This is a genomic window from Escherichia sp. MOD1-EC5990, assembly GCF_002965285.1.
Taxonomy (GTDB): Bacteria; Pseudomonadota; Gammaproteobacteria; order Enterobacterales; family Enterobacteriaceae; genus Escherichia; species Escherichia coli_F.
On record NZ_PTRV01000023.1, the window covers coordinates 44,692 to 66,497 of the forward strand.

Annotated in this window: 22 protein-coding genes; 12 read left to right on the forward strand and 10 right to left on the reverse strand. The window is 51.9% G+C overall.

Annotated elements, in window-relative coordinates:
• Positions 1–6: 6 nt before the first annotated feature.
• Both mliC and anmK read right to left on the reverse strand, forming a co-directional pair.
• Positions 7–336 carry a C-type lysozyme inhibitor gene (gene mliC, locus BEB42_RS21090; RefSeq protein ID WP_000061974.1) on the reverse strand — a complete coding sequence of 110 codons (330 nt, stop codon included), beginning with the start codon at positions 334–336 and terminating at the stop codon, positions 7–9.
• A 97-nt stretch (positions 337–433) separates the two neighbouring features.
• Positions 434–1,543 carry an anhydro-N-acetylmuramic acid kinase gene (gene anmK, locus BEB42_RS21095; RefSeq protein ID WP_105267539.1) on the reverse strand — a complete coding sequence of 370 codons (1,110 nt, stop codon included), beginning with the start codon at positions 1,541–1,543 and terminating at the stop codon, positions 434–436.
• Positions 1,544–1,816: 273 nt separating this feature from the next.
• Between anmK and slyB the strand changes: the two genes are divergently transcribed.
• Positions 1,817–2,284: an outer membrane lipoprotein SlyB gene (gene slyB / locus BEB42_RS21100; RefSeq protein WP_000597196.1), complete on the forward strand. Its 468-nt coding sequence runs from the start codon at positions 1,817–1,819 to the stop codon at positions 2,282–2,284.
• 47 nt (positions 2,285–2,331) lie between these two features.
• On the opposite strand, the gene slyA is transcribed toward slyB, so the two are convergent.
• On the reverse strand, positions 2,332–2,766 hold the full coding sequence (slyA, locus tag BEB42_RS21105) for a transcriptional regulator SlyA (protein WP_000445640.1): 435 nt from the start codon (positions 2,764–2,766) through the stop codon (positions 2,332–2,334).
• A 200-nt stretch (positions 2,767–2,966) separates the two neighbouring features.
• On the opposite strand from slyA, the gene BEB42_RS21110 reads away from it, so the two are divergent.
• The 3 genes from BEB42_RS21110 to BEB42_RS21120 are packed head-to-tail and all read left to right on the forward strand — an operon-like array spanning position 2,967 to position 6,075.
• Positions 2,967–3,203, forward strand: a complete 237-nt coding sequence (locus BEB42_RS21110) for a DUF1656 domain-containing protein (protein WP_000670999.1) — start codon at positions 2,967–2,969, stop codon at positions 3,201–3,203.
• A gap of 2 nt (positions 3,204–3,205) precedes the next feature.
• Complete coding sequence (locus BEB42_RS21115; protein ID WP_105267540.1) at positions 3,206–4,063, forward strand: efflux RND transporter periplasmic adaptor subunit; 858 nt, start codon at positions 3,206–3,208, stop codon at positions 4,061–4,063.
• Entirely contained in the window at positions 4,063–6,075 is a 2,013-nt protein-coding gene (locus BEB42_RS21120; RefSeq protein ID WP_105267541.1) for an FUSC family protein, read from the forward strand. Before BEB42_RS21115 ends, BEB42_RS21120 begins: the two co-directional genes overlap by 1 nt.
• Here the strand turns inward: BEB42_RS21120 and sodC are convergent, their stop codons facing one another.
• From sodC to BEB42_RS21135, 3 genes are all read right to left on the reverse strand, one after another.
• Positions 6,076–6,597 (reverse strand): superoxide dismutase [Cu-Zn] SodC, encoded by a 522-nt coding sequence (sodC, locus tag BEB42_RS21125; protein ID WP_001353183.1) that lies wholly within the window; start codon positions 6,595–6,597, stop codon positions 6,076–6,078. It lies immediately after the preceding gene.
• 80 nt (positions 6,598–6,677) lie between these two features.
• The gene (locus tag BEB42_RS21130) at positions 6,678–7,574 is read right to left on the reverse strand and encodes an aldo/keto reductase (RefSeq protein WP_000250656.1); all 897 of its coding nucleotides are present in this window, start codon (positions 7,572–7,574) and stop codon (positions 6,678–6,680) included.
• Between the two features lie 48 nt (positions 7,575–7,622).
• Positions 7,623–7,862, reverse strand: a complete 240-nt coding sequence (locus BEB42_RS21135; protein ID WP_000840481.1) for a DUF1289 domain-containing protein — start codon at positions 7,860–7,862, stop codon at positions 7,623–7,625.
• Positions 7,863–7,964: 102 nt separating this feature from the next.
• Between BEB42_RS21135 and nemR the strand changes: the two genes are divergently transcribed.
• From nemR to BEB42_RS21160, 5 genes are all read left to right on the forward strand, one after another.
• The gene (gene nemR / locus BEB42_RS21140) at positions 7,965–8,564 is read left to right on the forward strand and encodes a DNA-binding transcriptional regulator NemR (RefSeq protein ID WP_001032937.1); all 600 of its coding nucleotides are present in this window, start codon (positions 7,965–7,967) and stop codon (positions 8,562–8,564) included.
• A gap of 36 nt (positions 8,565–8,600) precedes the next feature.
• Positions 8,601–9,698 (forward strand): N-ethylmaleimide reductase, encoded by a 1,098-nt coding sequence (nemA, locus tag BEB42_RS21145; RefSeq protein WP_105267542.1) that lies wholly within the window; start codon positions 8,601–8,603, stop codon positions 9,696–9,698.
• A gap of 80 nt (positions 9,699–9,778) precedes the next feature.
• Positions 9,779–10,186 carry a lactoylglutathione lyase gene (gene gloA / locus BEB42_RS21150; RefSeq protein WP_001237796.1) on the forward strand — a complete coding sequence of 136 codons (408 nt, stop codon included), beginning with the start codon at positions 9,779–9,781 and terminating at the stop codon, positions 10,184–10,186.
• 102 nt (positions 10,187–10,288) lie between these two features.
• Positions 10,289–10,936: a ribonuclease T gene (rnt, locus tag BEB42_RS21155; RefSeq protein WP_001282281.1), complete on the forward strand. Its 648-nt coding sequence runs from the start codon at positions 10,289–10,291 to the stop codon at positions 10,934–10,936.
• Positions 10,937–11,028: 92 nt separating this feature from the next.
• Positions 11,029–15,645 (forward strand): ATP-dependent helicase, encoded by a 4,617-nt coding sequence (locus BEB42_RS21160; RefSeq protein ID WP_105267543.1) that lies wholly within the window; start codon positions 11,029–11,031, stop codon positions 15,643–15,645.
• Between the two features lie 50 nt (positions 15,646–15,695).
• Here BEB42_RS21160 and grxD read toward each other — a convergent pair whose 3' ends face one another.
• Positions 15,696–16,043, reverse strand: a complete 348-nt coding sequence (grxD, locus tag BEB42_RS21165; RefSeq protein ID WP_000108172.1) for a monothiol glutaredoxin 4 — start codon at positions 16,041–16,043, stop codon at positions 15,696–15,698.
• Between the two features lie 334 nt (positions 16,044–16,377).
• Between grxD and mepH the strand changes: the two genes are divergently transcribed.
• Positions 16,378–17,205: a peptidoglycan DD-endopeptidase MepH gene (gene mepH, locus BEB42_RS21170; RefSeq protein ID WP_000101187.1), complete on the forward strand. Its 828-nt coding sequence runs from the start codon at positions 16,378–16,380 to the stop codon at positions 17,203–17,205.
• Between the two features lie 127 nt (positions 17,206–17,332).
• Positions 17,333–17,914 carry a superoxide dismutase [Fe] gene (gene sodB / locus BEB42_RS21175; RefSeq protein ID WP_032303131.1) on the forward strand — a complete coding sequence of 194 codons (582 nt, stop codon included), beginning with the start codon at positions 17,333–17,335 and terminating at the stop codon, positions 17,912–17,914.
• Between the two features lie 145 nt (positions 17,915–18,059).
• On the opposite strand, the gene BEB42_RS21180 is transcribed toward sodB, so the two are convergent.
• Both BEB42_RS21180 and cydH read right to left on the reverse strand, forming a co-directional pair.
• Positions 18,060–19,229: an MFS transporter gene (locus tag BEB42_RS21180; RefSeq protein ID WP_105267544.1), complete on the reverse strand. Its 1,170-nt coding sequence runs from the start codon at positions 19,227–19,229 to the stop codon at positions 18,060–18,062.
• Positions 19,230–19,394: 165 nt separating this feature from the next.
• Entirely contained in the window at positions 19,395–19,484 is a 90-nt protein-coding gene (cydH, locus tag BEB42_RS21185) for a cytochrome bd-I accessory subunit CydH (protein WP_000102278.1), read from the reverse strand.
• A 298-nt stretch (positions 19,485–19,782) separates the two neighbouring features.
• Here cydH and purR point away from each other — a divergent pair, with 298 nt between their 5' ends.
• A complete protein-coding gene (purR, locus tag BEB42_RS21195) occupies positions 19,783–20,808 on the forward strand; it encodes an HTH-type transcriptional repressor PurR (RefSeq protein WP_000190996.1) in 1,026 nt (341 codons plus the stop codon).
• On the opposite strand, the gene punR is transcribed toward purR, so the two are convergent.
• Positions 20,805–21,737 carry a DNA-binding transcriptional activator PunR gene (gene punR / locus BEB42_RS21200; protein ID WP_000269499.1) on the reverse strand — a complete coding sequence of 311 codons (933 nt, stop codon included), beginning with the start codon at positions 21,735–21,737 and terminating at the stop codon, positions 20,805–20,807. The two genes, purR and punR, sit on opposite strands and share 4 nt — an antisense overlap.
• Between the last annotated feature and the right edge of the window lie 69 nt (positions 21,738–21,806).

The window sequence follows — 21,806 nt, forward strand, 5'->3', positions numbered from 1 at the left end:
AAAATCTCAACGCTGTGGATTTTGTAACTGACAGTTATTCAAGACGATGCGGTCGCGTTTATAGACAGTCGCTTCCTCGCCTTTCGACCAGAAAACATAGATCCCGTCGGTGTAACGTGCACCAGACGCAGAAATGCCCTGTTTGAGATGCAGTAGTTGATTATCGTAAACAAAACTGACTTCCTGGCGCGGATTATTCAGTTTGACCGTCAACGGTTTTTCATCACACTGGTATTCCAGCGTATCGGTTTGCATGCGCTCAACCAGTTGATTGAACGCGCTACAGCCGGTGAGAAGGACCGGCAAACAGATCAGTAACAGTTTTTTCATAGACATATCCCGAAGACTTTCCTGGTCTGGAGGGCAATACGCCCTCCCTAACGTTCCAAGTGTAACGGCAGACGCGGTAAGAAAAATTCAGTTAACTCTGATATCACGGGTTAGCGGGGAAAATAGCCCCGAGTACCGTCTCCTGGCTTGCGCCAGTGACGGAAGGCAGATTTCCTGGTAATCCCACCAGCGTCCGCCAGGCAAGCCAGGCGAAAGCCAATGCTTCCATATCATCGCCACTAATGCCAACGGCATCGGTGGTGGTGACTTCTGTGCCTGGCAGTAATGCCGCCAGACGCGCCATGAGTAGCGGATTACGACTTCCTCCACCACATACCATCAATCGTTCGCAGCCACCGCTCAACAAAACTTGTTCAGAAATGGTCACGACGGTGAGTTCTGCCAGTGTCGCCTGTACATCTCGGGGATCAACACCCGGAAAATGGCGCAAATGGCGCTCCAGCCAACCGTAGTTAAAGTATTCGCGTCCGGTGCTTTTCGGTGCAGGTTGCGAGAAATACGGGTCGCTAAGCATATTTTGCAGCAGTGGGAGAATGACTTTACCCGCCCGTGCCCACTCGGCATCTTTATCGTAAGGTTTACCTGCCTGACGCCAGATCCAGGCATCCATCAGCATGTTACCAGGGCCGGTATCGTAGCCCCCTACCGGCTGCCCAGGAATGAGCAGTGACAGATTGGCGATGCCACCAATATTGAGCACCATTCGTCGCTCGGTTGGGTGAGCCAGCAGCGCATGATGAAACGCAGGTACCAACGGTGCGCCTTGTCCTCCCAAGGCAATATCGCGACGGCGAAAATCACCGACAACCGTAATTCCGGTGCGTGCCACAATTTGATTGTTATCGCCAATCTGTAAAGTGTGTGGTGCCACGCCCGTCGGTTCATGCCAGACGGTTTGGCCGTGACAGCCGATCGCAACGATATCTTTCGCCTGCAGGTTTTGTTCCTTAAGCAAGGCATTGACCGCATCAGCAAAAAGTCGCCCGAGTTGAGTATCAAGCTGTCCAAACTGCGAAAGTGTAAGCTGCTGGCCCTGGCAAATATCCAGTACAGCCTGTTTCAGAGACACCGGGATCGGCCAGCTCAAACTTGCCAGCTGTGCGACCCGATGTTCATCAATTGTCGCCAACACAACATCAACACCATCAAGGCTGGTGCCTGACATAACGCCAATAAAGCGGCCCGATTTCATAGTTCATCCTTTTTCAATCTGACGTTTGCGCACCACTCAAACATAAACTTTTCGTGAATACTATGCGGAATGACCGATTTTTACCGTTGGTAGTAAAACATTATCTTCAAATCAATAATCATCATGAATGTTTTGTTTATAATTGGTTGATCCTACTTTCATTATGATTTGCTCATATTTGGTAGAACATGTAACCATGGATTCACATATGCCATATACTTTGACCATGAGGGATGCTTGCGTGGCGTTTCATGGTGAACAGGAGATTTTTCAATGATTAAACGCGTATTGGTTGTTTCAATGGTAGGTCTGTCTCTTGTCGGTTGTGTTAATAACGACACCCTGTCAGGGGATGTTTATACCGCTTCTGAAGCGAAACAAGTACAGAATGTCAGCTATGGCACCATCGTTAACGTACGTCCGGTACAGATTCAGGGCGGTGATGATTCCAACGTTATCGGCGCAATTGGCGGTGCTGTTCTTGGTGGTTTCCTGGGGAATACTGTTGGTGGCGGAACCGGGCGTTCTCTGGCTACTGCAGCAGGCGCTGTTGCCGGTGGCGTAGCCGGTCAGGGCGTACAGAGTGCAATGAACAAAACGCAGGGTGTCGAGCTGGAAATTCGTAAAGACGATGGTAATACCATCATGGTGGTACAGAAACAAGGCAACACTCGTTTCTCTCCGGGCCAACGTGTCGTACTGGCCAGCAATGGCAGTCAGGTGACCGTTTCCCCGCGCTAAATAAGTTTGCGTGTGGTCAGGTTACTGACCACACGCCCCCCTTCATTTCACCCTTTGGCCTGTAACTCAATGATATTATGCTCAAGTTTTGCGATGAGCTTAATCAGTTGTTCCAGTTCCTCTGCGGAGATGCCATGTAAAATTTCCGCGCGGGTTTTGTTAATAACAGCTTCCATTTCGCTGATCAGCGGCTCTGCCTTTTCCGTCAGTTTAATACGTTTAGCCCGACGATCGCTGGCACAAGTTTGACGCGAAATTAACCCTTTTTCTTCCAGTTGGTCCAGAGTACGGACCAGTGATGGCTGCTCGATGCCAATCGCTTTTGCCAGTTGAATTTGCGACTGGTCTGGAGGTAACTGATGGATATTGTGTAACGTAACCCAATGGGTTTGTGTTAACTCCAGCGGTTTCAGGCGATGGTCTATCAGAGCACGCCATATGCGCACCAACCGTGCCAGATCAGAACCTAGTGGCGATTCCAATTTCATCTCCTTATAATTAGCTTGCTAAGATATTATGCGGCTTTTAGAATAGTGTGCAGCAATTGTATTGCTAAAACAAATGTATTGCTGCATTTGGTTACCGTCAGACATATTTTTCAGAAATTGCGCGTAAATTTTTCGCACTTAAAGAATATTTATTAATCTAACGCAATATATTCGGTCGTAAAGGAATCTACTTTGTGAAGTTTATGCTCAATGCAACAGGATTGCCCTTACAAGATCTGGTGTTCGGTGCGTCCGTCTACTTTCCTCCTTTTTTCAAAGCCTTCGCGTTTGGATTCGTCATCTGGCTTGTCGTACACCGCCTGCTTCGTGGCTGGATCTACGCCGGTGACATCTGGCATCCCTTGTTAATGGATTTATCGCTGTTTGCGATTTGCGTTTGCCTTTCCCTGGCAATACTGATTGCGTGGTAACTATGTCAATTAAAACAATTAAGTATTTCTCAACAATCATTGTAGCGGTAGTTGCGGTTCTTGCCGGATGGTGGCTGTGGAATTATTACATGCAATCTCCGTGGACACGCGACGGGAAAATACGCGCAGAACAGGTTTCTATCACCCCACAGGTGTCGGGACGTATTGTTGAGCTGAATATAAAAGACAACCAGCCGGTTAACGCGGGGGATCTTCTGCTCACGATCGATAAAACGCCCTTTCAGATCGCCGAGCTGAACGCACAGGCTCAGCTGGCGAAAGCGCAATCTGACCTCGCAAAAGCCAATAACGAAGCGAATCGTCGTCGCCATCTCTCACAAAATTTTATTTCTGCCGAAGAACTCGATACCGCTAACCTCAATGTTAAAGCGATGCAGGCCAGTGTTGATGCCGCACAGGCGACGTTGAAACAGGCACAATGGCAACTGGCGCAAACGGAAATTCGCGCCCCGGTGAGCGGATGGGTGACTAATCTTACTACCCGCATCGGCGATTACGCTGACACCGGGAAACCGCTGTTTGCCCTTGTCGACAGCCACTCGTTTTACGTCATTGGTTATTTTGAAGAAACCAAATTGCGCCATATCCGTGAAGGGGCACCAGCACAAATTACCCTCTATAGTGATAACAAAACGTTACAGGGTCACGTTTCCAGTATCGGTCGGGCGATTTATGATCAGAGCGTTGAAAGTGACTCAAGCCTTATTCCGGATGTGAAACCTAACGTCCCCTGGGTTCGCCTCGCCCAACGTGTTCCGGTCCGCTTTGCGCTGGACAAAGTCCCAGGCGATGTCACGCTGGTGTCGGGCACCACCTGTAGCATTGCCGTAGGTGAATAATGAACGCATCGTCATGGTCCTTGCGCAATTTGCCTTGGTTCAGGGCAACGCTGGCGCAATGGCGTTATGCGTTACGTAATACCCTTGCCATGTGTCTGGCGCTGACAGTTGCCTATTATTTAAATCTCGATGAGCCCTATTGGGCGATGACCTCGGCAGCGGTGGTTAGCTTCCCCACCGTTGGCGGTGTGATCAGCAAAAGCCTCGGACGCATCGCGGGTAGTTTGCTGGGAGCCATCGCGGCATTGCTTCTTGCCGGACATACGCTCAACGAGCCGTGGTTTTTTCTATTGAGTATGTCAGCATGGATTGGCTTTTGTACCTGGGCCTGTGCGCACTTCACGAATAACGTCGCGTATGCATTTCAACTGGCGGGTTACACGGCTGCCATCATCGCCTTTCCGATGGTCAATATTACTGAGGCCAGCCAGCTGTGGGATATTGCTCAGGCGCGCGTTTGTGAGGTGATAGTCGGTATTTTGTGCGGTGGCATGATGATGATGATCCTGCCGAGCAGTTCCGATGCTACAGCCCTTTTAACCGCATTGAAAAACATGCACGCCCGACTACTTGAACATGCCAGTTTACTCTGGCAGCCTGAAACAACCGATGCCATTCGTGCAGCACATGAAGGGGTGATTGGGCAGATACTGACCATGAATTTGCTCCGTATCCAGGCTTTCTGGAGCCACTATCGTTTTCGCCAGCAAAACGCGCGCCTTAATGCGCTGCTCCACCAGCAATTACGTATGACCAGCGTCATTTCCAGCCTGCGACGTATGTTGCTCAACTGGCCCTCACCGCCAGGTGCCACACGAGAAATTCTCGACCAGTTGCTGACCGCGCTCGCCAGTTCGCAAACAGATTTTTACACCGTCGCACGTATTATTGCCCCGCTACGCCCGACCAACGTCGCCGACTACCGGCACGTCGCCTTCTGGCAGCGACTACGCTATTTTTGCCATCTTTATCTGCAAAGCAGTCAGGAATTACATCGTCTGCAAAGCGGCGTAGATGATCATGCCAAACTCCCACGGACATCCGGCCTGGCACGTCATACCGATAACGCCGAAGCTATGTGGAGCGGACTACGAACATTTTGTACATTGATGATAATTGGCGCATGGAGTATCGCTTCACAATGGGATGCCGGTGCCAATGCATTAACGCTGGCCGCAATTAGCTGCGTACTCTACTCCGCCGTCGCGGCACCGTTTAAGTCCTTGTCACTGCTAATGCGCACGCTAGTGTTACTTTCGCTATTTAGCTTTGTGGTCAAATTTGGCCTGATGGTTCAGATTAGCGATCTGTGGCAATTTTTACTGTTTCTCTTCCCACTACTGGCGACAATGCAGCTTCTTAAATTGCAGATGCCCAAATTTGCCGCGCTTTGGGGACAACTGATTGTATTTATGGGGTCGTTTATCGCTGTCACTAATCCTCCGGTGTATGATTTCGCTGATTTTCTTAATGATAATCTGGCAAAAATTGTTGGCGTAGCGCTGGCGTGGCTAGCGTTCGCCATTCTGCGACCTGGGTCTGACGCTCGTAAAAGCCGTCGTCATATTCGCGCACTGCGCCGGGATTTTGTCGATCAGCTAAGCCGCCATCCAACACTGAGTGAAAGCGATTTTGAATCACTCACTTATCATCACGTCAGTCAGTTAAGTAACAGCCAGGATGCGCTGGCTCGCCGTTGGTTATTACGCTGGGGGGTGGTGTTGTTGAACTGTTCTCATGTTGTCTGGCAATTGCGCGAATGGGAATCGCGTTCCGATCCGTTATCGCGAGTACGGGATAACTGTATTTCATTGTTACGTGGAGTGATGAGTGAGCGTGGCGTTCAGCAAAAATCACTGGCGGCCACACTTGCAGAATTACAGCGGATTTGCGACAGCCTTGCCCGTCATCATCAACCTGCCGCCCAGGAGCTGGCGGCAATTGTCTGGCGGCTGTACTGCTCGCTTTCGCAACTTGAGCAAGCACCGCCGCAAGGTACGCTGGCCTCTTAATTACTTAATTACACCGCAGGCATAGCGTTCACCGCCACCGCCCAGCGGTTTAGGTTGATCGGACATATTATCGCCACCAACGTGGATCATCAGCGCTTTATCTTTGACTTGATCCAGTGATTTCAGACGAGGCGCGATGACGGCATCGGTTGCTTTGCCGTCATTATTGACAACCAGCGCAGGCAGATCGCCTAAATGCCCGGCACCTTCTGGCCCTTCATGTTTACCGGTATTTTGTGGATCAAGATGCCCGCCTGCAGATTCTGCCGCTGTGGCTTTGCCATCTTTGGTAGCTGGCTGGCAGCTTCCTTTGGCATGAATATGGAAGCCATGTTCACCGGGGGGTAATGCTTTCAGATCGGGCGAAAACTCCAGACCTTTATCGGTTTCAGTAATGGTGACGCTACCAATTGACTGCCCAACCCCTTGCGACGTGACGAGGTTCATCTCGACTTTTTCACTGGCAGCTTGTGCGCCGGTCGCAACAACCAGCGCCAGAATGGCCAGACTAAAACGTTTCATAGGACCTCCGTTCATTGTGCATTCCTGAATAAGTGTAAACCAGTGACACATTTTTGAACGGCGGCTATTCCTAAAAGTGCTTACGGTACGTCGTAACCCAGTGCCGCTTTACGGATACGGAACCATTGTTGGCGAGTCATTTTCAGGGTTTCTGCTTCAACAGCCGCCCGTACACGCTCAATTTTACCTGAGCCGATAATTGGCAGCGGCTGCGACGGTAAACGTAAAACCCAGGCGTAAACCACCTGTTCAATAGAGCCCGCGTTTAACTCCTCCGCCACCACAGCCAGTTCATCACGCAGAGGCTGGAAATAATCATCATTAAACAGACGACCACCACCAAGGCAAGACCACGCCATCGGACGAACACGCAGTTGTTGCAGTTGGTCGAGCGTGCCATCCAGCAGTAACGGCTGATGCACCGGGGATATTTCCACCTGATTAGTGGCAAGGGTAAACGGCAGGCGTGATTGCAACAGCGCAAATTGCGCAGGCGTAAAGTTCGATACGCCAAAATGGCGAACTTTGCCGCTCTGATGCAGGTGTTTAAACGCGTCCGCCACTTCATCGGCATCCATTAACGGGTCCGGGCGGTGGATTAACAGCAGATCCAGATGATCGGTCGCGAGATTAATCAGCGACTGTTCGGCGCTCTTAATGATGTGATCGCGGTCAGTAATATAATGACCAATGACATTTTCTTCACGCGCGGTCGTCGCGATACCGCATTTGCTGACAATTTCCATCCGTTCACGCAGATGAGGTGCCAGTTTCAGCGCCTCGCCAAACGCTGCTTCGCACTGATAGCCGCCATAAATATCAGCGTGGTCCACGGTAGTTACGCCGAGATCCAGATGCTCTTCAATAAAGCTGACCAGCTGGCGGGCGGACATATTCCAGTCCATCAATCGCCAGTAGCCCATCACAAAACGGGAAAACTCCGGGCCTTGCGGCGCAATAGTAATACGCTGAACCATAATCGCTTCCTCTTATCAGATATGAGAGGAGTATACGCAAGATTAGGCTCAAAAGAGTGATGGTTGCTCCGGTTCGTCTGATGACGCTGGCTTATTTGCACGTAATTTGCGCATTAATCGCTGCCGACAAAGGCGCAGCACCTCTTGTTTTTCGCCATCGCTCATTTTATTCCAGTTAAAACGCTCATCCCGACTACGAAAACAGCCGCGACAAAATCCGCGTTCGTCAGACTGGCAAATTCCCCGGCACGGGCTCTGGACGGGAAAGAACTCTAATTGCTCCGCCACCTCGCCCTCCTCAGATAAGATTATTACCATTATTGAAGCTGTTAATGCCCAAAGTAGCAACTTTGCTTGCACTAGACCGACTGGTCTACTACACTCCAACACATGAACAAACACACCGAACATGATACTCGCGAACATCTCCTGGCGACGGGCGAGCAACTTTGCCTGCAACGTGGATTCACCGGGATGGGGCTAAGCGAATTACTAAAAACGGCTGAAGTGCCGAAAGGGTCCTTCTATCACTACTTTCGCTCTAAAGAAGCGTTTGGCGTTGCCATGCTTGAGCGCCATTACGCCGCATATCACCAGCGACTGACGGAGTTGCTGCAATCCGGCGAAGGTAACTACCGCGACCGCATACTGGCTTATTACCAGCAAACACTGAACCAGTTTTGCCAACATGGAACCATCAGTGGTTGCCTGACAGTAAAACTCTCTGCCGAAGTGTGCGATCTGTCAGAAGATATGCGCAGCGCGATGGATAAAGGGGCTCGCGGCGTAATCGCCCTGCTCTCTCAGGCGCTGGAAAATGGCCGTGAGAACCATTGTTTAACCTTTTGTGGCGAACCGCTGCAACAGGCACAAGTGCTTTACGCACTGTGGCTTGGCGCGAATTTGCAGGCCAAAATTTCGCGCAGTTTCGAACCACTGGAAAACGCGCTGGCCCATGTAAAAACCATTATTGCGACGCCTGCCGTTTAGCAGGCATTTTTTATCACCAGACCACCGGGAGCCTTTATGTCATCTGAAAAACTGTATTCCCCACTGAAAGTGGGCGCGATCACGGCGGCAAACCGTATTTTTATGGCACCGCTGACGCGTCTGCGCAGTATTGAACCGGGTGACATCCCTACCCCGTTGATGGCGGAATACTATCGCCAACGAGCCAGTGCCGGTTTGATTATTAGCGAAGCCACGCAAATTTCTGCCCAGGCAAAAGGATATGCCGGTGCGCCTGGCATCCATAGCCCAGAGCAAATTGCCGCATGGAAAAAAATCACCGCGGGAGTCCATGCTGAAAATGGTCACATGGCCGTGCAGCTTTGGCACACGGGGCGAATTTCTCACGCCAGCCTGCAGCCTGGCGGTCAGGCACCGGTAGCGCCTTCTGCACTTAGCGCGGGAACGCGTACTTCTCTGCGCGATGAAAAAGGTCAGGCGATCCGCGTTGAAACATCCATGCCACGTGCACTTGAACGGGAAGAGATTCCGGGCATCGTCAATGATTTCCGCCAGGCCATCGCTAACGCCCGTGAAGCTGGGTTTGATCTGGTGGAGCTACACTCTGCTCACGGTTATTTACTGCATCAGTTCCTTTCTCCTTCTTCAAACCATCGTACCGATCAGTACGGCGGCAGCGTGGAAAATCGCGCACGTCTGGTGCTGGAAGTGGTCGATGCCGGGATTGAAGAATGGGGTGCCGATCGCATTGGCATTCGTGTTTCGCCAATCGGTACTTTCCAGAACACAGATAATGGCCCAAATGAAGAAGCCGATGCACTGTATCTGATTGAACAACTGGGCAAACGCGGCATTGCTTATCTGCATATGTCAGAACCAGATTGGGCGGGAGGTGAACCGTATACTGATGCGTTCCGCGAAAAAGTACGTGCCCGTTTCCACGGTCCGATTATCGGCGCAGGGGCATACACGGTAGAAAAAGCTGAAACGCTGATCGGCAAAGGGTTAATTGATGCGGTGGCATTTGGTCGTGACTGGATTGCGAACCCGGATCTGGTTGCCCGATTGCAGCGCAAAGCTGAGCTTAACCCACAGCGTGCCGAAAGTTTCTACGGTGGCGGCGCGGAAGGCTATATCGATTACCCGACGTTGTAATCCAGCATTGCGAGCGGCGCAAAGCCGCCGCTATACTAAAACAACATTTTGAATCTGTTAGTCATTTTGAGGATATAAAGATGCGTCTTCTTCATACCATGCTGCGCGTTGGCGATCTGCAACGCTCCATCGATTTTTATACCAAAGTACTGGGCATGAAACTGCTGCGTACCAGCGAAAACCCGGAATACAAATACTCACTGGCGTTTGTTGGCTATGGCCCGGAAACCGAAGAAGCGGTGATTGAACTGACCTACAACTGGGGCGTGGATAAATACGAACTCGGCACTGCTTATGGTCACATCGCGCTTAGCGTAGATAACGCCGCTGAAGCGTGCGAAAAAATCCGTCAGAACGGCGGTAACGTCACCCGTGAAGCGGGTCCGGTAAAAGGCGGCACTACGGTTATCGCGTTTGTGGAAGATCCGGACGGTTACAAAATTGAATTAATCGAAGAGAAAGACGCCGGTCGCGGTCTGGGCAACTAATCTCCTGCCGGGCGTGAACTCATCGCGCCCGCATCTTTACTGCATCGACAAGTAATATTTGTCATAATGCGCGCTGCAATTTATCCGTATTAAGAGAATCAGATGTCCGATAACGCTCAACTTACCGGTCTGTGCGACCGTTTTCGTGGTTTTTATCCTGTTGTGATCGATGTTGAAACAGCTGGATTTAACGCCAAAACCGATGCGCTGCTTGAGATTGCCGCCATCACCCTGAAAATGGATGAACAAGGCTGGCTGATGCCGGACACCACATTACATTTCCACGTCGAACCATTTGTCGGCGCAAATTTGCAGCCAGAGGCCCTCGCCTTCAACGGCATTGACCCGAACGATCCCGATCGCGGCGCGGTCAGCGAATACGAGGCGCTGCACGAAATTTTTAAAGTTGTACGTAAAGGCATTAAAGCGAGCGGCTGTAACCGCGCCATTATGGTGGCGCACAACGCCAATTTCGATCACAGCTTTATGATGGCCGCCGCAGAACGCGCCTCACTGAAACGTAACCCGTTCCACCCTTTCGCCACTTTTGACACTGCTGCACTGGCCGGGCTGGCACTCGGACAAACCGTATTGTCAAAGGCTTGCCAGACCGCTGGCATGGACTTCGACAGCACCCAGGCGCACTCCGCGCTGTATGACACCGAACGCACTGCTGTGCTGTTTTGTGAAATCGTCAACCGCTGGAAACGTCTGGGAGGCTGGCCGCTGCCTGCCGCCGAAGAGGTGTAATCGAGTCGATGCCTGATGACATGCAATGATTCAGGCATCTATAGTGAGGCTATTCCACGCATCATGCATTATATTCACGGGGAATAGCGTTAATGGCAGATAATCTAAACCCTTCATCGCCCCTGCCGGACGTGTTTTCACCGGCGACCCGCGACTGGTTTCTTCGCGCCTTTAAACAGCCGACCGCTGTCCAGTCGCAAACCTGGCATGTGGCGGCGCGAGGCGAACATGCGCTGGTGATTGCTCCGACTGGCTCCGGGAAAACGCTGGCAGCATTTCTCTACGCCCTCGATCAGCTCTTCCGCGAAGGCGGCGAAGATACCCGCGAGGCGCATAAGCGTAAAACCTCACGCATTCTCTATATTTCACCGATCAAAGCTCTGGGCACCGACGTTCAGCGCAACTTGCAGATCCCGTTACAGGGTATTGCCGATGAACGGCGGCGGCGCGGCGAAACGGAAGTCAATCTTCGCGTGGGGATCCGTACTGGCGATACGCCTGCACAGGAACGCAGCAAACTCACCCGTAATCCGCCGGATATTCTGATCACCACACCCGAATCACTCTATCTGATGCTGACCTCCCGCGCGCGCGAAACGCTACGCGGCGTCGAAACGGTAATTATTGATGAAGTCCACGCGGTAGCGGGCAGTAAACGTGGTGCGCATCTGGCGTTAAGTCTGGAGCGGCTCGATGCGCTGCTCCACACCTCAGCACAGCGAATTGGCCTTTCTGCCACTGTACGCTCAGCCAGCGATGTGGCAGCATTTCTTGGTGGCGATCGCCCGGTTACGGTAGTCAACCCGCCCGCAATGCGCCATCCGCAGATACGGATTGTCGTACCGGTCGCCAATATGGATGATGTCTCATCGGTCGCCATCGGCACCGGCGAAGACAGCCATGCCGGCCGAGAAGGCTCCATCTGGCCATATATTGAAACGGGTATCCTTGATGAAGTTTTGCGCCATCGCTCGACCATTGTCTTTACTAATTCACGCGGGCTGGCGGAAAAACTGACGGCACGATTGAATGAGCTTTACGCCGCACGCTTACAGCGTTCCCCGTCTATCGCCGTTGATGCGGCCCATTTCGAGTCGACCTCCGGCGCAACCTCTAACCGTGTACAAAGTAGCGACATTTTTATTGCCCGCTCACACCACGGCTCCGTGTCTAAAGAACAACGAGCAATCACCGAACAGGCGCTGAAATCGGGTGAATTACGCTGCGTGGTCGCAACCTCCAGTCTCGAACTGGGGATTGATATGGGCGCGGTGGATCTGGTAATTCAGGTGGCAACGCCGCTTTCTGTTGCCAGTGGGTTACAACGCATTGGACGTGCCGGACACCAGGTAGGTGGTATCTCCAAAGGGCTTTTTTTCCCCCGAACCCGACGTGACTTAGTCGATTCCGCAGTCATTGTTGAGTGTATGTTCGCAGGCAGGCTGGAAAACCTGACACCACCGCATAATCCACTCGACGTCCTTGCGCAGCAGACCGTTGCCGCCGCGGCGATGGACGCATTACAGGTAGACGAATGGTACGCCCAGGTACGCCGTGCCGCACCGTGGAAAGATCTGCCAAGACGTGTTTTTGACGCCACTCTGGATATGCTTTCCGGGCGCTATCCCTCTGGCGATTTTTCTGCTTTTCGACCAAAACTGGTCTGGAACAGGGAGACCGGGATTTTGACCGCCCGACCTGGCGCTCAGCTGTTGGCGGTTACCAGCGGTGGCACCATTCCGGATCGTGGCATGTATAGCGTGTTATTACCCGAGGGTGAAGAACAAGCCGGATCGCGGCGGGTGGGTGAACTGGATGAGGAGATGGTGTATGAGTCGCGGGTGAACGATATTATCACCCTTGGCGCTACCTCATGGCGGATCCAGCAAATCACCCGCGATCAGGTAATTGTGGCTCCTGCACCTGGTCGTTCTGCCCGCCTTCCCTTCTGGCGTGGTGAAGGTAACGGCCGTCCGGCTGAATTAGGTGAGATGATCGGCGATTTTCTCCATTTACTGGCAGATGGCGCTTTCTTTTCCGGGAATATTCCCCCGTGGCTGGCAGAAGAAAATACGATCGCCAATATTCAGGGGCTGATTGACGAGCAGCGCAACGCGACGGGTATTGTTCCGGGTAGTCGTCATCTGGTCCTCGAACGGTGCCGTGATGAAATTGGCGATTGGCGTATTATTTTGCATTCTCCCTATGGAAGACGCGTGCATGAACCCTGGGCGTTGGCGATTGCCGGGCGAATACATGCACTATGGGGCGCTGACGCGTCTGTGGTTGCCAGTGATGACGGCATTGTTGCGCGCATTCCTGACACCGATGGTAAATTGCCCGATGCCGCGATTTTTTTGTTTGAACCAGAAAAGTTGCTGCAAATTGTCCGCGAGGCGGTAGGCAGCTCGGCACTTTTCGCCGCCCGTTTTCGCGAATGCACCGCGCGGGCATTATTAATGCCGGGCCGCACGCCGGGCCATCGCACCCCGCTCTGGCAACAACGGCTGCGCGCCAGTCAGTTGCTGGAAATCGCTCAGGGATATCCGGATTTTCCGGTCATTCTCGAAACCCTACGCGAATGTCTGCAAGATGTTTATGATCTTCCCGCTCTGGAACGTTTGATGCGTCGCCTGAACGGTGGCGAAATTCAAATATCCGATGTAACGACCACTACGCCTTCGCCTTTCGCCGCCAGTTTATTGTTCGGCTATGTCGCGGAATTTATGTACCAGAGCGACGCCCCGCTGGCAGAGCGCCGGGCATCCGTACTGTCGCTGGACAGCGAGTTACTGCGCAATCTACTCGGTCAGGTTGATCCTGGTGAGTTACTCGACCCGCAAGTCATTCGTCAGGTGGAAGAAGAGTTACAGCGGCTGGCACCTGGCAGAAGAGCGAAAGGTGAAGAGGGAATGTTCGACCTGCTGCGCGAACTGGGGCCAATGACCGTTGATGACCTGGCGCAACGGCATACAGGCAGCAGTGAAGAGATTGCGTCGTATCTGGAAAATCTTCTTGCAGTAAAACGAATCTTCCCGACGATGATTAGCGGGCAGGAGCGTCTTGCCTGTATGGATGATGCCGCCAGGCTGCGCGATGCCCTCGGCGTACGACTACCAGAGTCACTGCCAGAGATTTATTTGCACCGAGTCAGTTACCCGCTTCGCGACCTCTTTCTGCGCTATCTCCGGGCTCATGCTCTGGTCACGTCTGAACAACTGGCTCATGAGTTTAGTCTCGGTATTGCCATTGTCGAAGAGCAACTTCAGCAACTGCGCGAACAGGGGCTGGTGATGAATCTGCAACAAGACATCTGGGTGAGCGATGAAGTATTTCGTCGTCTGCGTTTGCGCTCGCTGCAAGTCGCCAGAGAAGCGACACGTCCCGTTGCGGCCACGACCTATGCGCGATTGCTGCTGGAACGTCAGGGCGTATTACCCGCCACCGATGGTAGCCCGGCACTCTTTGCCTCAACATCGCCAGGCGTTTATGAGGGCGTGGATGGCGTCATGCGGGTGATCGAACAGCTTGCCGGAGTCGGTTTACCCGCCTCACTCTGGGAAAGCCAGATCCTGCCTGCCCGCGTACGCGACTATTCGCCAGAAATGCTCGATGAATTACTGGCAACCGGTGCGGTTATCTGGTCGGGGCAAAAAAAACTGGGTGAAGATGACGGTCTGGTGGCACTGCATCTACAGGAATATGCCGCAGAATCGTTCACTCCCGCCGAAGCGAATCAGGCGAATCGTTCGGCGCTGCAGCAAGCGATAGTCACGGTTCTGGCTGACGGAGGAGCCTGGTTTGCACAACAAATCAGCCAACGGATACGCGATAAAATCGACGAATCGGTTGATCCCTCAGCCCTGCAAGAGGCGTTATGGGCGCTGGTCTGGCAAGGCGTCATCACCAGCGACATTTGGGCACCGTTACGCGCCCTCACCCGCAGCAGTACCAACACACGCACCTCAACTCGTCGCAGCCACCGGGCTCGTCGTGGACGTCCTGTCTATGCGCAACCCGTCTCGCCGCTGCTATCTTACAACACACCAAATCTGGCTGGACGCTGGTCGTTATTGCAGGTGGAGCCACTAAACGATACCGAAAGGATGCTGGCGCTGGCGGAAAATATGCTCGACCGCTACGGCATCATCAGTCGTCAGGCGGTGATAGCCGAAAATATCCCTGGCGGGTTTCCATCGATGCAAACGCTTTGTCGAAGTATGGAAGACTCCGGGCGAATTATGCGAGGTCGTTTTGTAGAAGGTCTGGGTGGCGCGCAATTCGCTGAACGTCTGACTATTGACCGATTGCGCGATCTGGCGACACAAGCCACGCAAACGCGCCACTATACACCAGTGGCGCTCTCTGCCAACGATCCGGCTAATGCATGGGGAAATCTTCTGCCCTGGCCTGCACATCCGGCAACGCTGATACCAACGCGTCGGGCGGGTGCGCTGGTGGTCGTTTCTGGCGGCAAATTGTTACTCTATCTGGCGCAAGGTGGCAAAAAAATGCTGGTCTGGCAGGAAAAAGAAGAATTACTCGCCCCAGAGATTTTCCACGCGCTGACTACCGCACTGCGTCGCGAACCACGGCTGCGCTTTACGCTAACAGAAGTGAATGACCTGCCGGTCCGGCAAACGCCGATGTTTACGCTGCTGCGTGAGGCGGGATTTTCAAGTTCGCCACAAGGACTGGATTGGGGATAGAGAAAGGACTGACGGATGCCCGTTCGCATCCGTCAGTATTGCAGGACGGATTATTCAGCGTCCGGCTCTTCAGACTTGTATTTAGCGGCAGTTTCTTTGATCAGCTGCTGCAGTTCGCCACGCTGATACATTTCGATCACGATATCACAACCGCCGACCAGCTCGCCGTCAACCCACAGTTGCGGGAAGGTCGGCCAGTTAGCATATTTCGGCAGTTCCGCACGAATGTCCGGATTCTGCAGGATATCAACATAGGCAAAACGTTCGCCACATGCGGCAAGCGCCTGGACTGCCTGGGCAGAGAAACCGCAGCTCGGCAGTTTCGGTGAACCTTTCATGTACAGCAGGATCGGGTTTTCAGCAATCTGGCGTTGGATTTTTTCGATAGTGGTGCTCATTGTCTTGCTTCCTCAAACTTCTTTACGGCAGTAATCTGACATTGTAGCGGGTCAGTGCGGCATCGGAAAATAACATTTTCATCACGCTTTTGCTATTTTATCCCTTTGTTCTATTTGTTGCATTTCAAATATTCGTTTCTTCCCTTATGCACGGCAAACTGGCGTATTTATAACCATTTTTAGCTTCCACTGCTGCATTTTTTTGCGCTCGCCGACGAAACGTATTTTTTAACAATAAAAGCTATTAACTTTCTCTTCTTCTATGCATTAGAATCATCAAGTTTTGTAAATCAGACGCAGGCATGATAGACCTGCCTTAACAGAGGGACGCTCAGTGGCGCGGATAAACCGTATTTCGATCACGCTCTGTGCTTTACTTTTTACCACCCTGCCTTTAACGCCTATGGCCCATGCTTCAAAGCAAGCCAGGGAGAGTTCTGCTACCACTCATATCACCAAAAAAGCAGATAAAAAGAAAAGCACGGCAACCACCAAAAAGACCCAGAAAGCCAGCCAGAAAACAGCGAAAAAAGCCGCCAGTAAAAGTACGACCAAAAGCAAAACCGCTTCTTCCGTTAAAAAATCTTCCATTACCGCTTCTAAAAACGCCAAAACTCGCAGCAAACACGTCGTCAATAAAACGGCCTCAGCCAGCTTTACTGAAAAGTGTACCAAACGTAAGGGCTATAAATCGCATTGTGTGAAAGTCAAAAATGCCGCGTCAGGAACCCTTGCCGACGCACACAAAGCGAAGGTGCAAAAAGCCACAAAAGTGGCAATGAATAAACTGATGCAGCAAATTGGTAAGCCATATCGTTGGGGTGGCAGCTCACCGCGTACCGGTTTTGATTGCAGCGGCCTGGTTTATTACGCTTATAAAGATTTGGTGAAAATTCGTATTCCGCGTACGGCGAATGAAATGTATCACCTGCGTGATGCAGCACCTATCGAACGTAGTGAACTGAAAAACGGCGACCTGGTCTTCTTCCGTACTCAGGGACGCGGTACAGCCGATCATGTCGGCGTGTATGTCGGCAACGGCAAATTTATTCAGTCACCGCGTACGGGTCAGGAAATTCAAATCACTTCTCTCAGTGAAGACTACTGGCAGCGCCACTATGTTGGCGCTCGCCGGGTAATGACCCCAAAAACACTTCGCTAAAACTTTACCCTGTTGTTACGGCAACAGGGTAAGTTCATCTTTTGTCTCACCTTTTAATTTGCTACCCTATCCATACGCACAATAAGGCTATTGTACGTATGCAAATTAATAATAAAGGAGAGTAGCAATGTCATTCGAATTACCTGCACTACCATATGCTAAAGATGCTCTGGCACCGCACATTTCTGCGGAAACCATCGAGTATCACTACGGCAAGCATCATCAGACTTATGTCACTAACCTGAACAACCTGATTAAAGGTACCGCGTTTGAAGGTAAATCACTGGAAGAGATTATTCGCAGTTCTGAAGGTGGCGTATTCAACAACGCAGCTCAGGTCTGGAACCATACTTTCTACTGGAACTGCCTGTCACCGAACGCGGGTGGCGAACCGACTGGAAAAGTCGCTGAAGCTATCGCCGCATCTTTTGGCAGCTTTGCCGATTTCAAAGCACAGTTTACTGATGCAGCGATCAAAAACTTTGGTTCTGGCTGGACCTGGCTGGTGAAAAACAGCGATGGCAAGCTGGCTATCGTTTCAACCTCTAACGCGGGTACTCCGCTGACCACCGATGCGACTCCACTGCTGACCGTTGATGTCTGGGAACACGCTTATTACATCGACTATCGCAATGCACGTCCTGGCTATCTGGAGCACTTCTGGGCGCTGGTGAACTGGGAATTCGTAGCAAAAAATCTCGCTGCATAATAACTGATGGCAAATGCAACATTGCCTGATGCGCTTCGCTTACCATGCCAACTCGGATGAAGCGTTAACACCGCATCCGGCAAGATAAATCGCACGTTGCCAGCAACTGTAACGCAGAAGGTTATCCTTCTGCGTTTTTGTTTAATTAGCTGTTGGCAACGCAAACTGCCTCAGGTTGTTTTCTGGCTGACATAAACACCAGCAATAATGCCAGTCCCGCGACAATCGCCCCCATCACCGGCACAAAGCTGTATCCCAGCCCAGAGGAAATTACCGCACCACCAGCCGCTGCTCCCAGCGCATTTCCAAGATTAAAGGCACCAATATTGACTGATGAAGACAGACCAGGCGCTTCACTGGCGACACGCATCACGCGCATCTGTAACGGCGGTACTACCGCAAAGGTTGCAGCGCCCCACACCACCATGCTAATAGCTGCGCCGAACTCATTGCGGACCAGGAACGGGATTGCCAGCATAATCACCATCAGCAGCAACAAAAAGCCTTTCAACGTGCCGTTAACTGAACGATCTGCCAGTTTGCCGCCGAGATAGTTCCCAATAGAGAACCCGACACCAATCAGCACCAGCATTGCCGTGACGAACACCGGTGTTGCGTGGGTAATACTTTGCAGTACCGGAGAGATATAGGTGTAGAGGGTAAACATGGCGCCAGCTCCCAGCACCGTCGTCAGCAATGCAGACAGCACCTGCGGACGCATTAATACCGCCAGCTCTTTTTTCACTTCAGGTCGCGCCCCTGCGCCACCTTTAGGTAATGAGAAGAACAGACTTACTATTGAAATCACGCCCAGCCCCGCCGTTGCCAGAAATGACATCCGCCAGCCGATGGTTTCACCCAACCAGGTCGCCGCCGGAACACCACCGATATTTGCCAGGGTTAACCCCATAAACATAGTGGCAACTGCGCTGGCCTGTTTATGTTTTGGCACCACGCTTGCGGCCACAACTGAACCCAAACCAAAAAATGCTCCGTGATTCAGGCTGGTCAAAATGCGTGAAAGCATCAGGGTCATATAATCCGGCGCGATGGCGGAAAGTACGTTGCCAAGCGTGAAAATCGCCATCAGGAAAATCAACGCACTGCGGCGGGCACGATGAGAAAGTAGAAGCGTCATCAGCGGCGCGCCCACCATTACGCCAACTGCATAGGCACTGATTAACATTCCGGCAGCGGGAATCGAGACATCCACACCGCGCGCAATGACGGGCAACAAGCCCATTGGCGAGAACTCCGTTGTCCCGATACCAAACGCGCCAATCGCCAGCGCCAGCAACGGATAGTTAATTTTCATGCCTTATCTCCACCTCTTCGCGTCATTACGCGATATTCATTAAAGTGGCGAAAGCATGACAGCAATCACAAAAAAATGAAAATAACAAAAAGAGAAAACACTTTTGCCATTTTGCTAACAAACAGGAAGGAGATGCGAGGGAGAACGCGCTCCCTCGAGAGGAAATCAGTGCAGCGCGGCAGTCAAACCCACGGCTACGATCAAACCGAGGACGATAATCGTTGTTACCAGTGAAAATTTAAGGTCGGTGCTCATCAAGTTTTCTCCTTTTTTATTACCACACAAAAAGTGATATTACGCATTTTTACACACTGTGATGAAAAAATCTCCCGTCATTTATAATGATAAGTGTTTTTACCACTTCCCCTTTTCGTCAAGATCGGCCAAAATTCCACGCTTACACTATTTGCGTACTGGCCATTGACCCCTTCCTGACGCTCCGTGTCGTTTTTCCGGCGTACCGCAACACTTTTGTTGTGCGTAAGGTGTGTAAAGGCAAACGTTTACCTTGCGATTTTGCAGGAGCTGAAGTTAGGGTCTGGAGTGAAATGGAATGGCAACAATAAAAGATGTAGCGAAACGAGCAAACGTTTCCACTACAACTGTGTCACACGTAATCAACAAAACACGTTTCGTCGCTGAAGAAACGCGCAACGCCGTGTGGGCAGCGATTAAAGAATTACACTACTCCCCTAGCGCGGTGGCGCGTAGCCTGAAGGTTAACCACACCAAGTCTATCGGTTTGCTGGCGACCAGCAGCGAAGCGGCCTATTTTGCCGAGATCATTGAAGCGGTTGAAAAAAATTGCTTCCAGAAAGGTTACACCCTGATTCTGGGTAATGCGTGGAACAATCTTGAGAAACAGCGGGCTTATCTGTCGATGATGGCGCAAAAACGCGTCGATGGTCTGCTGGTGATGTGTTCTGAGTACCCAGAGCCGTTGCTGACGATGCTGGAAGAGTATCGCCATATCCCAATGGTGGTAATGGACTGGGGTGAAGCAAAAGCTGACTTCACCGATGCGGTCATTGATAACGCGTTCGAAGGCGGCTACATGGCCGGGCGTTATCTGATTGAACGCGGTCACCGCGAAATCGGCGTTATCCCCGGCCCGCTGGAACGTAACACTGGCGCAGGCCGCCTTGCCGGTTTTATGAAGGCGATGGAAGAAGCGATGATCAAGGTGCCGGAAAGCTGGATTGTACAGGGTGACTTTGAACCTGAATCCGGTTATCGCGCCATGCAGCAAATACTGTCGCAGCCGCATCGCCCTACTGCCGTCTTCTGTGGTGGCGATATCATGGCAATGGGCGCACTTTGTGCTGCTGATGAAATGGGTCTGCGCGTCCCGCAGGATGTTTCGCTGATCGGTTATGATAACGTGCGCAACGCCCGCTATTTTACGCCGGCGCTGACCACGATCCATCAGCCAAAAGATTCGCTGGGTGAAACAGCGTTCAACATGCTGTTGGATCGTATCGTCAACAAACGTGAAGAACCGCAGTCCATTGAAGTGCATCCGCGCTTGATTGAACGCCGCTCCGTGGCTGACGGCCCGTTCCGAGACTATCGTCGTTAATCACCCGTTGCGGGAGTCTCTTCCGGCTCCCGCAGCCACTCCTTATTCAGCGTCTCACTATCGCCGAGATACTCAAGCAACCAGGTTAACGCAGGCGACATATCATTTTGCTGCCATGTCAGACAACATGCCGAATCCGGAAAGGGGTTTTCCAGTTCTAATGCTACCCACGTCCCCTCATTAAGCCACGGTTTGGCGAAATGTGTTGGCACCATCCCTATGCATAATCCTGCCGAGATACAGGTTGCCGATGATTCCCAGTCAGGCACGACAAGTCTTTTTTGGTTATCCAGCAACCAGGTAATACGTTTAGGTAGCGTTCGCGAGGTGTCTTCGCGCACCAATGACGGCCAGTTGCGCAACGTATCATCGCTGAACGGGCCATCCATCAACGCCAGCGGGTGGTGGCTGGCAACAACGCAACTCCAGCTTAGCATCCCCATATCCCGGAAGGCATAACGACCGCCTACCGGAATCGCGCGTGTTGCGCCAATCGCCAGTTCCACGCGCCCGTCGGAAAGCGCATCCCAGACACCGTTGAACACTTCCTGAAAGACAAGAAGTTCGACATCATCAAAATGGCGATAAAAATCAACGATCATCTGCCGTGTACGTTCTGGCCTGACAATATTATCCACTGCGATAGCTAACTGACCGCGCCAGCCGTTCGCTATCTGCTGACATTGCTGCCGAGTGATCTGCATTTTTTTGACAACAGAGCGCCCTTCTTTGAGAAACCACGCTCCGGCAGCGGTCAGTTCCACATCACGGTGACGTCGTTCAAACAGAGGCACCGCCAGCCACTCTTCCAGCTGACGCACGGTATAGCTGACCGCAGAAGGAACGCGATGCAACTCCTGGGCTGCAGCGCTAAAACTACCATTACGCGCTACCGCATCAACAACTTCGAGTGAATATTCTGACCACATAGTCTGCCTGCAAAATTTTTGAAACCAGTCATCAAATATTACCGTTTCACAACACTAATTTCACTCCCT